Consider the following 13,132-nt stretch of genomic DNA (forward strand, 5'->3'; position numbering starts at 1 on the left):
AAAACTCAGAAACAAATACTATCCCAAAAGTCACATTTTCATTTTGGGATAGTATTTCTTATTGGACATGTAATGTTATCTCTATCATATACATTTTCGTATTGTATCATGTAATCTCTCTAAACCAATTAACATATCTTTTTCATTTAACATAGAATAGCTAATTCTTAATTGGTGATTATTTATTTCGGGATTTAATAGACAAGCTGTTCCTGGTAAAAAAGAGACATCTACTTCATTTGCTATTTGTAATAAGCTAAAGGGATCCATCGAGTCAGGAAGTGTAATCCATAAATTAAATCCACCATTTGGTATTTCAAATCTTATTTCTGTAAGTCGTGATAACATATCAATCGTTATATCACGTCTAATTTGTAAAGCGGTACGTAATTTTTCTAAATGGTTTTTCATACGTTCTGCACGCAGGAAAGGTAGAAGTGCTTTTTGTGTTAATAAAGGACTACCGATATCCATTGAACCTTTTACAGCATATAACCATTCGAAAATAGGTCCATCAGCAATAAGCGAGGCGATACGCAGTCCAGGTGCTAACGTTTTACTAAATCCTTTTATATATATTACGTGGCCATTCGTATCAAAATTTTTGATAGGAGGGGGAACAGTCGCACCCTCAAAATATATTTCTCCGAAAGAATCATCTTCAATTATAAAAAACTTATATAGCTCTGCTAGTTCTATAAGTTCCATTCTCCGTTCTTTACTCATTACTGTACCTGTTGGGTTCTGAAAAGTCGGATTTGTATACAATAATACGGGATTTTTACTTTGACAAATATCATCGACTAAATCGGCTCGAATTCCATGATTATCAAGAGAAATTGGAATGATTTGAGCGCCTTTATTGATAAAAATATCAAGTGCGGCACTGTAACACGGACTTTCCACTAATACAATATCACCAGGTTTTAATAATGTTTGAGCAATTAAATCAATTCCTTGTTGAGCGCCGCTTGTAATTAATAATTGAGATGGGTCTGTCAGTAATTGCTGGTGTTCATTTAAGTAACTTGCTATTTCAACTCGCAGTTCATAATCGCCTTGAACTGGCCCATACGTTGCTAGGATCATCTGGTCTTTATCTAGTATTTTATGCATTTCATCGGCTAAGAATGGATTTGGTAATAAGCGAGGATATAAAATTGCTTGTGAAAAATCGTAATATTTCCGGTGCTGATTCATTGCATATTGAGATCGCATAACATTAATCGTTTTCGTTTGTTGCCATGTATACGGAATTGGTTTGAAATCTTTCTTTCCATTCTTATGTATATAAGCACCTTTTCCTTGCTCAATGCGTATATATCCTTTCTTTTCTAACTGCTTATATGCTTTACGAACTGTTAATAGGCTAATCTGCAAATCTTCGGCCATAGAGCGTAAAGACGGAAGTGCATCACCATGTGAAAGCATGCCACTTTGTACTCTTTCAACGATTTGCATATATATTTGCTTGTAATACGGTATGTTGGATTCTTTACGAAGGACAATCTTCATGGTTCCACCTTTTTCGTTTTTATTTCATTAAAGCGAAAAATATAGAGAGAATCAACTACAATTTTAGGTAACTGTTATATACATAGATACACTGTTATACACCATACCTTCTATACTCATGGTAAGAGTGAAAAGGAGGAAGAAAAATGGTTATTTTCAATTATATTTTAGTATGTATTATTTTCGGAACAACATTTTTAACGATAAAAATCGGAATTGAAGCAGGAGCACCTCCATTATTTTCAGCAGGCATTCGTTTCTTTTTAGCAGGAGTAATTTTGATGATTATATTTAAGTTAAAAAGAAAAGAAATTATGCCACATGTATTTTCAAAACGTATTATGTATGCTGGTTTTTGTTTAACGTTTATGACATTTGCATCACTGTACTGGGCAGAACAATTTATTTCTTCGGGATTAGCTGCTGTACTTTCTGCAACGGGACCGATGATGATTTTGTTTTTACAGGCAAGGAGAAATAAGACGAAATTACAAAAGGAGCAACTACTAGCTTTAATTATTGCACTAATAGGTGTTGTTTTTGTTTCTTTACCAGGAATGCACCAAGAAGTAAGTTTCATATGGAGTATTGCTTGTGTTGTTTTAATAATAGGAGAGTTATTTTACGGAATAGGCTCTATTCGCTCAAAAGAAATACTTTCGGATTTACAAAGTGTATCACCATTTCTCATAAATGGTATTCAAATGTTTTATGGAGGAGTTTTACTATTAATCGTGTCTGCCGTAGTAGAACAACCGAATGTATCTGTATTAGCCTCATGGAGTGTACAGTGGCCTATTTTATATCTTATTTTTATCGGATCAATTGGTGGGCATGGATTATATTATTGGCTCTTATCAAAAACAAATCCTGTATTCCCGTCAACGTGGTTATATGTATCACCGTTAATCGCTATTATAGTAGGCTATATCATATTAGGAGAACCTTTAAACCCTACAATGGGGATAGGTGCTTGTTTTATTTTGGCTGGTGTATTTTTAGCTAATCGATCCACACTCCGGACTTATTTCAAACAAGGGAGATTATTTGAGAAGGAAATGTAGTAGAATCAAAAACACAGTTGGAAAAATAACCAACTGTGTTTTTTTACTTAATTTACTTTTTTTATAAATCCTTTATAATGACGTTTCACAAGCTGACTTTCTAATGTCTTCATTGTTTCAAGTGCTACACCGACGATGATAAGTAAGCTTGTACCACCAATTTGTGCAGAAGGTGGTAACGTAGCAATTTTTGTGAATACGAGCGGTAAAATGGAAATTGCACCTAAGAAAATCGCACCAATAAATGTTAAACGGTATAAAATTTTCGTTACATATTGTTCTGTTGATTTACCAGGACGAATACCAGGCACATATCCATTTTGCTTTTTCAAATTCTCAGCCATTTGTTCAGGATTTACTTGAATAAATGCGTAGAAGTATGTGAAAGCAACGATAAGCCCGACATAAAGTGTCATTCCAAATGGATGTGCAAAATCAAGATTTGCAACTATCCATTTGGAGACGCTTGAATCGGGGAAGAGCTGCGCAATTGTACGCGGCGTCATTAAAAATGCAGAAGCAAAGATTACTGGAATTACACCAGCACTATTTACTTTAAGAGGTAAATGAGTGTTTTTTGCTCCTTGATATTGATTGTTTCCTGAAACAGCTTTTGCATATTGAATCGGTATTTTACGCACTGCTTGTTGTATGTAAATAACGCCAACAACTATCGCTAAAATTACGAGACCAATTAAGACCATCTTTATGATGTGCATGAATAATTGATCGCCTGCATTTTGAAATTGTTGCAAATAAATTTGGTTCGCAACATTTGGAATCGCTGCTACAAGTCCTGCGAAGATAATCATCGAAATACCATTACCTACTCCATTAGCGGTAATTTGTTCACCTAACCAAAGTAAAAATGCAGTACCTGCAGTTAAAACTGTCGCAATAAATAAGTATGTAGTCCAGCTTTGATCTGTTATTAATTGTCCGCCTGCTATATTATTAAAACCATAAGACATCCCAATGGCTTGTATGAATGCGAGAATGATTGTAAAGTATCGAGTGAATTGAGCTGATTTCTTACGGCCCATCTCACCTTGCTTTGCCCATTCCGAAAATTTAGGTATAACATCCATTTGTAGTAATTGTACTATGATGGAAGCTGTAATATAAGGTGTAATACCTACAGCGAAGATTGAGAAGTGTTGCAGTGCTCCTCCGCCAAATACGTTTAGCATACCTAAAACGTTAGCTTGATCTTGTACTTTTAATACCTCTGCGTTAGTATGAGGAACTGGAATAAACGTGCCAATTCGAAAAACGATTAGCATCGCTAGCGTAAAAAGAATTTTGTTTCTTATCTCAGCTACTCTCATGAAATTTGAAATCGTACGAAACATGTTGTCGCCTCCTATATTTTTATCAGTTTAAAACTGATTATTATATCCCGATGAAGTAACCACAAACCTCCTTCCGCATTAAATTCATTTGACAAATGGAATTTTATACATTTTGTAGTTTTCTCGGATATAAAAATATAAGGTTTTTTAGCGACCTATAAACTTTTCATAATCATTCAATACACATAATATATCGAATAAATTAACAAATGTACATACATACACATGAAAAATGAATGAATAGGGGCATTTTTTACATTTATTTAATGCTAGATTGATAATTAGGAACGTTTTATGTATTTGTATTGAAAGGATTCCGTGGAAAATATTATGGTGTAGCTGTAGCACACGATAACCTCAAGGAAATATTCAAGGATGTTGAGAAAACTCATATATTTAGTCGTGAATTAGAGAAACAGTAGTGAAGGAAAATCTTTCTTCTATAGAGAATATTTCTAACGCAGGAATCTAAGTATATAGGCTCTAATGAAAGGAGAATTCACATGAACACATTTGTAAAGGACAAGTTTTATGAAAAGAGAAATCAATTATTTGAGGAAATTACTTTGTTAAGTGATGCTCAATTTAATAGAAAACCAAATAAGGATAAATGGAGTATAGCACAAGTTTGTCATCACTTAGTTTTATTAGATGAGAGAGTTATAACGGTTATTTCGTCAGGATTAAAAAAGATGGATAGTTTCCAAAATGAGCGTAAAGAAATTCATACTATTGTATTAGATAGATCGATAAAATTTATAGCACCAGAAATGATTAAACCAAGTATAGAACCATTTGAAGTGCTGCAAATGGTTGATTTGTTAAACGACTCTAGAAAAGAATTGATGCGTTTTCTGAGTTCAATAGAAGATGAATCTAAATTGGTAAAAAAATCAGTGATGCATCCAGCTCTTGGAGAACTATTTCTTGATCAGTGGATAGAATTAATCTATTTGCATGAACAGCGTCATATAGAACAAATCAAAGAGGTCAAATTGCTTTGTGAAGTTGAAAAGTAAAAATTATTATCTATTTATTGAGCGATTTAGGAGAGCATCAAGGGTTTGAGTGATAAAATACAAGTCTTGATTAAAATTACGATGAATTTAGTTGAAAGCAACCAATAAGCAGAAGAAAATACGAAACTAGCAGATCTTACTCTTGAATAGGAAACGAACATTCAAAAAAACTGAATCCGAATTGCTGTATAAGTGTAACCCCGTCTTAAATGAAGAACGGGGTTATTATTTTTGGAAGTAATCTCAGCATTTTCATTTAGAAGGAAATAAATTAGCAATGAAATCCGAAAATGTAACCAGCATTACACACTATATCTTTAAGTTATAATGATTTCCGGAAATGAGTTATATGTCCATAATTATACATCTACTGTTGGTTTAGCGCTCTTCATACGTTAGAGGAAGAAGAAAATACGATTCTGCTAGGGGGGGATATGCATTTTATTCTCTATATTTTCACAACAGAACCACCTCCAAAATTATCTTTTGTAGTTGAATTTTTCCGAATAATAAGTTACATTTTTTAAGTTCAAGCAACTTTATAGCAGTACAAAAAGGGGAGAAATATTGTTATTATGCAAAAAATGAAATGGAAGACCTATTTATGTTATTTTGTTATTTTTATACTTCTTGGAACAGCAGTAATAGTCAAGCCATCTATCTCAAAAGCTGAGGAATCTGATGTTAATATTACATTGTTAGGTACGGCAGATATTCATGGTAGATTTATGCCCTGGGATTATGCGCTCGATGGTGCAAATACGAGCGGAAGTTTAACACAGCTTTATACGGTTATAAAAAAGGTACGTCAAGAAAATCCAAATACCATATTAGTAGATGCTGGGGATACAATTCAAGGAAACTCAGTAGAATTATTCAATGATAAGCCACAATCGCCAATGATGGTAGCGATGAATACAATGGGATATGACGCCTGGGCATTTGGAAATCATGAATTCAACTTTGGATTAGATACATTGAAAAAAGTTAGTGAGCAATATAAGGGAAAGACGTTAGCAGGAAATATTTATAAGGAAAATGGAGAGCGTTTTCTTCCTGCATATACGATTGTTGAAAAAGGTGGAATTAAAGTCGGGATAATTGGTATGAATACACCAATGATTAGTGATTTTGAAAAAGGGACAGATCATTTGGATGGTTTAGTAGTGAAAAATCCAGTAGAAGAGACAAAAAAGGCAATTAATGAATTAGAGGGTAAAGTAGATGTAATGGTAGGGGTTATGCATATGGGACTAGAAAATGAGAATGGAATCCCTGGTACTGGTGTTCAAGATATTGCGAATGCTTGTCCGGAACTAAGTGCTATTTTTGCAGCTCATATGCATAAACTTGTTAAAAAAGAAGTTGTAAATGGCGTTATTATTACAGAACCAGATAAATATGGAACACATATCTCGCGTATTGATCTTACTTTTACAAAGCAAGATGGAAAGCTGGTTCTAAAAGATAAAACTGCTACCGCTATACCTGTAAAAAATACTGATGGAACAACAGTAGTATCTGATCCTACACTTGAAGACACACTGACACCTTTTCATGAGTATGCGAGAGGAGATGCAAATGTTGTTGTCGCTCAATTAAAGGGTAGAAACCTTGTTCCTGAAAATGAAATAAAGGGTATTCCAAGTGTGCAGATCCAAGAAACACCTTTATCAGATTTCTTTCATGAAGTCATGCTCTACTACAGCAAAGCAGATGTAGTAGCCCATCAAATTGATAACGATAATGCTCGTTTGGATGTAGGTCCTATTAAGAAAAAAGATATTGCGTATAATTATCAATATGCTTTGGGAGAAATTACAGTATATAAGGTAACTGGGAAAGACTTAAAAGACTATATGGAATGGGCGGCAGGGTACTTTAACTCATCTCGTGCCGGAGATGTAACAGTTAGCTTTGATAAAACCCGTCGTGCTTCTAAATACAGTACGAATGATTTCTTTGGAGGCGTAAAATATGAAATTGACTTAGCAAAACCATATGGAAGTAGAATTACAAATTTACGTTCTATTCGTACCAATAAACCAATCAAAACGAACGATGTTATGACACTAGGAATGAATGCATATAGAATGGAGGCTCTTCAGGCAAAAGGTGGAGCTTTAGAGGGGCGTAAGTTTGAACAAATTTGGTCATCTAAACAAGAGAATGCATTCGGGGAAACTGGTGGAACCATTCGTAACCTTGCTATTACATATTTAAAAGAGGTAAAGAATGGTGTATACACACCAAAAGTTATGCATAATTGGAAAATTACTGGCGTGAATACACATTCTTCAGAGCATAAGGCTGTAGTGGATCTTGTAAATAAAGGGATTTTAGAAATTCCAAAAACAGAAGATGGAAAATATACAAATATAGCATCTATAAATACTAAAGATTCAATTACAAAAGAAGAGATTGTAGCACTCTCACAAAAAGTTAATATTAATCCAAATCAGTTTAATCATGTAAAAAGAAAAGGTGAATTTTACAAAAAACTTAGTAGGATAATTAAAAAAATATAAAATAGATAGCTTTCATGCAAAAAACTATTAAACTTGGACATACCATTATCCTAAAAAAGTTTGTGATCGGTATGGAAATATAAAGAATCAACGATAAAAAATCCCCTGGATCATTAAACAAATCCGAGGGATTTTTTATTTGAATAATTATGGTTTTATTTCTTACTATGCATATTTATTATATGCTTTAAAAGAACATACCTCGAGCTAATAACATGCAATAGATGTGTCCTTTACTATATTTAAATGGGAGACAAATTAAAGATATTTTTGACAAAATAAAAAAGCCTGAAACTCATATGAGACTTCAGCTATCTCATAATGTTACAATCCATGCAACTATAGACATACATAACAACAATATATTAAAAAATCTAAATTGTAGATGCGCTGCCTCACTAAAATATTTATATACTATATACATCATAAAACAAAACACGCACTTTCTTTTTCTTGTTTATCAAGGTCATTAGTATTCATTTGATCCATCTTTATCCTAAATCAACTTCATGTCCAAAATATAATTTAAAATAAGTAATATAAATTATAAGATGTCCTATAATAATTGTTATTTTAATAGCATTAAACCTACTCTTAAAATAGTAAAGAGTGGGTTTTTATGTTGTTATTTAGATGTAAGGGTACTTTGATTAGAATGAATATAGATAATTAACAACTAACCAATTGGATGAGCGCCTAAAAGAGCTCTTTTTTTATTGAAATTAATATACATATGTGTGTCGTTCTTTATTTATATCATCGGCCATATATATGTAATTTTGCATAATGTTACATGAATTTTGTATTTTCTCTTTTTTCCGACATGAATAGACAGTATACTTTGTACAAGCTTTCTATTTCAAAAATTATACGAGGTGAAAAAATGAAAAACAAAAAGACATTAACTAAGGTAGCTTTAACAACAGGCTTAGCTTTAACAGCTGTAGCACCATACGGAGTAGGTCATGCAGAGGAAACAGATCAACTACAAGTTCAAATTCAGGAAGAATCGTTCCGTTCGGGTGAACTTACACAACCGTCACAAAAAGCGCCAGAGAATGTAGTAAAAGATGCTCTGAAGGAGAAAACAGAACAAGCTCTTTCTCCAAAGCAAGTCAATGGGGAAACAGGAGTAGATTATAAAGTTCTTCAAAAACGTGGTTCATATGATGGGACTACACTTGTACGTATTCAGCAAACATACGAAGGAAAAGAAGTATATGGCCATCAATTAACTGCACACGTAGATAATAACGGTGTTATTAAAAGTGTTTCAGGCGATAGCGCGCAAAATTTAAAACAAGAAGAATTGAAAAAACCTATCAATCTATCAAAAGATGAAGCAACACAATATATTTATACGAAATACGGGAACGATATCAATTTTATTACTGAGCCAGAAGTTAAAGAAGTTATTTTTGTTGATGAAAATAATGGACAAGCTAGCAATGCATACCAGGTTACATTTGAAGCTGCAACACCAAACTATGTTTCCGGAACTTATTTAGTAAATGCACAAAATGGTGATATGTTAAAAAATATGGTACAAGAATCTAACTTAAAAGCAAGTGAAAAACTAGTTGGAGCATTAAAGAAAAGTAAAAAAAGTAATCTTACATCATTAACTGGAACAGGAAAAGATGATTTAGGTATATCACGTACATTTGGTATCTCTAAACAAAATAATGGCACATATGCTCTTGCTGATTATACAAGAGGACAAGGAATTGAAACATATGATGTGAACTATAGAGACATTACTAAAGAAGAAAGCTATTATCCTGGTACATTAGCAACTAGTACTTCGACAACATTTAACGATCCAAAAGCAGTAAGTGCTCATTACTTAGCAACAAAAGTATTTGATTTTTATAAAGATAAATATAAGCGTAATAGCTTTGATAATAAGGGACAAAAGGTAGTTTCAGTTGTACATGCTTGGGATTCCGGAGATACGAATGATCCGAAAAATTGGCAGAATGCTTTAAGTGCGAATAATGGAAGTATGCTTGTATATGGAGATCCTATCGTCAAAGCATATGACGTAGCTGGCCATGAATTTACACATGCTGTTACTTCTAGCGAATCTAATCTTGAATACTACGGTGAATCTGGTGCGATTAATGAGGCGCTATCTGATATTATGGGAACATCTATTGAGAAATACGTAAATAATGGAAGCTTTAACTGGACGATGGGAGAACAAACTGGATCTGTTTTCCGTGATATGGAAAACCCGGCTTCTGTTCCATCTTCACTTGGTGTACCTTATCCAGATGATTACAGTGAATTTAATGATTTTAATGGATGGGATCAAGGTGGCGTTCATTTTAATTCAAGTATTATTAATAAAGTTGCGTATCTCATTGCACAAGGTGGAACTCATAACGGTGTAACTGTTAAAGGGATTGGTGAAGATAAAATGTTTGATATCTTCTATTATGCAAATACAGATGAGTTAAATATGACTTCTAATTTCAAAGAATTGAGATCAGCATGTATTCGAGTGGCAACGAATAAATATGGAGCGAATACAGCTGAAGTTCAAGCAGTCCAAAAGGCATTTGATGCAGCAAAAATTAAGTAAGTTAGAAATATAGTTTTCATTCATATATTATTACATTATGAAAAACAGATACTGTCATTTTAAAGATAGTAGCTATTTTTTATGCAGCAATGTATGAGTGAAAATAAACTTACTAAGCGAAAATGAGGCTGTCTATCTTCAATAAGCTGTGACAAATATATAAGGATTAAAATAAAAAAACTGAAAATTAATAATATATTGACCTATTGATAGGAAGTACTATAGAATGAAAGCGATAACAAACGATTGCTTTAAAATGATTTCCCTGATCTTTTAGTATTTACAAATATATGAAGATATAAACAAATCTATTTTTTTGAATAATTAATGCAAACGTTTTCGTATTGAAAGATCATTGAAATACATATGTGAAATTAGCCAATATGGGGGTGAAGTAAAAGAGATTTCTAGATTAATTTAAATAGTGTAATTTAGTACGAGCATAATAAATTGTGCCTACTATTTAAAGAAAGGGTGTATGTGGTGCAAATGATAAAAAGATTAGTTAACAAATCAGTTTTATTACTTACTATAATCGTTATGTTATCATCTGTTTTCTCTTTTCAAAGTGTAAAGGCAGTTTCAAATTCGAAAACAACTGAAGTTATCATTCATTACAAAGAGCAATCTGGAAATACAAAGAACTGGAACCTTTGGACATGGGGAGAAAATGCAAATGGTAAATCATATGAATTTACTGGTGAAGATGAATTTGGAAAGTACGCTAAGATTAATTTAGATGGTGAATATAATCGTGTAGGATTTATCATTCGTACAAATGACTGGGAAAAAGATGGTGGCGATCGTTGGATTGAAAATATAAAGGACGGTCGTGCGGAAGTGTGGATTCTTTCTGGTGATGATAAAGTATATAACTCTAAGCCTTCTTCGAATCTATCAATTCAAAAAGCAACTATTGATAGTTTCAATGAAATTACTGTAACGACTAATGTCCCGTTTCATATTAAGGAGCGGAAAATTGAAATTGAAGGCATTAAAATAAAGAATATTAGTCCTTATGATACAAGCAGTGGAAATGTTACTAATAAGGTGAAAATAATTACGGAGCAGAAAATTGATTTAAAACAATCATACAAAGTGAAAATTGAAAACGTAGCTGATACGAACACTGAAATCGGTAAAGTCATTCGTAGTGAGGAATTTGATCATTCATTTTATTATGGTGGTAACGATTTAGGGAATGTATATACGCCACAATTTACTAAGTTCCGTGTATGGGCTCCTACTGCGAGTGAAGCGAAGTTAGTTACATATGAAAAATGGAACGATAAAATAGGTACTGAAATAAACATGAAACAAGCTGAAAAAGGGACCTGGATAGCAGAACTTAAAGGAAACAAAAAAGGACTCTATTACACGTATAAAGTGAAAATTGGTGATAAGTGGACTGAAGCAGTTGATCCGTATGCACGTGCTGCTTCTGTAAATGGGGATAAAGGTGCAGTTGTTGATTTAGAAGAAACAAATCCGAAAAAATGGAAAGCAAACAAAAAGCCAAAATTTAAAAACCCGGAAGATGCTATTATTTATGAATTGCATGTACGTGATCTTTCTATTCAGCCCGAAAGTGGCATTAAGCAGAAAGGGAAATATTTAGGCGTAACAGAAAAAGGAACAAAAGGGCCTGAAGGTGTGAAAACAGGACTAGATCATATAAAAGATCTTGGTGTTACGCACGTTCAACTTTTACCGATTTTTGATTATGCATCAGTAAATGAAGAGAATTTAAACGAAACACAATATAACTGGGGATACGACCCGAAAAACTTTAACGTTCCAGAGGGATCCTATTCTACAAATCCATATGAGCCTACGGTACGAATAACTGAATTAAAGCAAATGATTCAAACACTGCATGATAATAACCTTCGTGTTGTGATGGATGTAGTATATAACCATATGTATAATGCTACTGAATCTAATTTTCATAAGTTAGTTCCAGGTTATTATTATCGTTACAATGAAGACGGAACATTTGCAAATGGAACTGGAGTAGGAAATGATACAGCTTCAGAACGAAAAATGATGAGAAAATTTATGGTGGATTCGGTCACATACTGGGCAAAAGAATATAATTTAGACGGGTTCCGCTTTGATTTAATGGGTATTCATGATTATGAAACGATGAATGAAATACGTAAAGCTGTAAATCAAATTGACCCTACTATTATATTGCATGGAGAAGGTTGGGATTTAAATACACCTCTTGCAGCTGAGTTGAAAGCAAATCAAAAAAATGCGGAGAAAATGAAAGGGATTGCCCATTTTAACGATAATATACGAGATGGATTGAAAGGTAGTGTATTTGAGGAGAAAGAAAATGGCTTTGTAAATGGGAAGGAAAACATGGAAGGCCGTATTAAAAAAGGGATTACAGCAGGTATTGACTATGATACAAAGTCGTCTACCTATCAAGATCCAGAGCAGGTGCTAACTTATGTGGAAGCACATGATAATTATACATTATGGGACAAACTTGAGTTGACTAATCCAGGTGACAGTGAAGAAGTGTTAAAACAAATGCACAAATTGTCTTCTTCGATTTTATTAACATCACAGAGTATTCCATTTTTACATGCAGGGCAAGAGTTTATGCGCACGAAATACGGCGATCATAACAGTTACAAATCTCCTGATTCAATTAACCAAATGGACTGGTTGCGCCGTGCAGCATTTAATAATGAAGTAGATTATATGAAGGGCTTAATAGAATTACGCAAAAAGTATCCAGCATTTCGAATGACATCTGCAGAACAGATTAAAAAGCATATAACTTTTATCGATGTTCCAAAAAATGTTGTCGCTTATACAATAGATGAAAAGGTAAGTGGGAATAAAAGCGAATACTTTATGGTGGCTCACAATGCAAATATGGAAGACATTGACATAACACTTCCATCAAAAGGTCCTTGGAAAGTACTAGTGGACGGTAAACAAGCAGGTAGTAAAACGCTTTATGTTGTCAATGATAATAAAATTAAAGTTCCTGCGTTAAGTTCATTCGTTTTAAAAACAGAGAAACCGAATAAATAAATGCAAAAAGCGG

Annotated in this window: 7 protein-coding genes; 5 read left to right on the forward strand and 2 right to left on the reverse strand. The window is 33.3% G+C overall.

Translation table 11 applies throughout. The features are described from left to right. Positions 1-84: 84 nt before the first annotated feature. Complete coding sequence (gene pdxR / locus PDL00_RS18215; protein WP_270730512.1) at positions 85-1,515, reverse strand: MocR-like pyridoxine biosynthesis transcription factor PdxR; 1,431 nt, start codon at positions 1,513-1,515, stop codon at positions 85-87. 146 nt (positions 1,516-1,661) lie between these two features. Here pdxR and PDL00_RS18220 point away from each other — a divergent pair, with 146 nt between their 5' ends. Further along, on the forward strand, positions 1,662-2,579 hold the full coding sequence (locus PDL00_RS18220; protein WP_242250626.1) for a DMT family transporter: 918 nt from the start codon (positions 1,662-1,664) through the stop codon (positions 2,577-2,579). A gap of 47 nt (positions 2,580-2,626) precedes the next feature. Here the strand turns inward: PDL00_RS18220 and secY are convergent, their stop codons facing one another. Beyond that, positions 2,627-3,931, reverse strand: coding sequence for a preprotein translocase subunit SecY (gene secY / locus PDL00_RS18225; RefSeq protein WP_000490104.1), 1,305 nt, complete (start codon positions 3,929-3,931; stop codon positions 2,627-2,629). 503 nt (positions 3,932-4,434) lie between these two features. On the opposite strand from secY, the gene PDL00_RS18230 reads away from it, so the two are divergent. The 4 genes from PDL00_RS18230 to pulA all read left to right on the forward strand — a co-directional run bounded on the left by PDL00_RS18230 (position 4,435) and on the right by pulA (position 13,119). Continuing rightward, complete coding sequence (locus tag PDL00_RS18230) at positions 4,435-4,950, forward strand: DinB family protein (RefSeq protein ID WP_270730513.1); 516 nt, start codon at positions 4,435-4,437, stop codon at positions 4,948-4,950. A 575-nt stretch (positions 4,951-5,525) separates the two neighbouring features. Next, positions 5,526-7,478, forward strand: coding sequence for a bifunctional metallophosphatase/5'-nucleotidase (locus PDL00_RS18235; RefSeq protein ID WP_270730514.1), 1,953 nt, complete (start codon positions 5,526-5,528; stop codon positions 7,476-7,478). An 883-nt stretch (positions 7,479-8,361) separates the two neighbouring features. After that, on the forward strand, positions 8,362-10,065 hold the full coding sequence (locus tag PDL00_RS18240; RefSeq protein WP_242250623.1) for a M4 family metallopeptidase: 1,704 nt from the start codon (positions 8,362-8,364) through the stop codon (positions 10,063-10,065). Positions 10,066-10,548: 483 nt separating this feature from the next. Beyond that, on the forward strand, positions 10,549-13,119 hold the full coding sequence (gene pulA, locus PDL00_RS18245) for a type I pullulanase (RefSeq protein WP_270730515.1): 2,571 nt from the start codon (positions 10,549-10,551) through the stop codon (positions 13,117-13,119). The last annotated feature ends 13 nt before the right edge of the window (positions 13,120-13,132 follow it).

Source organism: Bacillus cereus group sp. TH152-1LC, assembly GCF_027710505.1.
Taxonomy (GTDB): Bacteria; Bacillota; Bacilli; order Bacillales; family Bacillaceae_G; genus Bacillus_A; species Bacillus_A mobilis.

What these genes read in the sequence shown, in the direction of transcription:
- pdxR (WP_270730512.1), bottom strand. Translation starts at nt 1,515, where the DNA reads ATGAAGATTGTCCTTCGTAAAGAATCCAACATACCGTATTACAAGCAA.
- PDL00_RS18220 (WP_242250626.1), top strand. Translation starts at nt 1,662, where the DNA reads ATGGTTATTTTCAATTATATTTTAGTATGTATTATTTTCGGAACAACA.
- PDL00_RS18230 (WP_270730513.1), top strand. Translation starts at nt 4,435, where the DNA reads ATGAACACATTTGTAAAGGACAAGTTTTATGAAAAGAGAAATCAATTA.
- secY (WP_000490104.1), bottom strand. Translation starts at nt 3,931, where the DNA reads ATGTTTCGTACGATTTCAAATTTCATGAGAGTAGCTGAGATAAGAAAC.
- PDL00_RS18235 (WP_270730514.1), top strand. Translation starts at nt 5,526, where the DNA reads ATGCAAAAAATGAAATGGAAGACCTATTTATGTTATTTTGTTATTTTT.
- PDL00_RS18240 (WP_242250623.1), top strand. Translation starts at nt 8,362, where the DNA reads ATGAAAAACAAAAAGACATTAACTAAGGTAGCTTTAACAACAGGCTTA.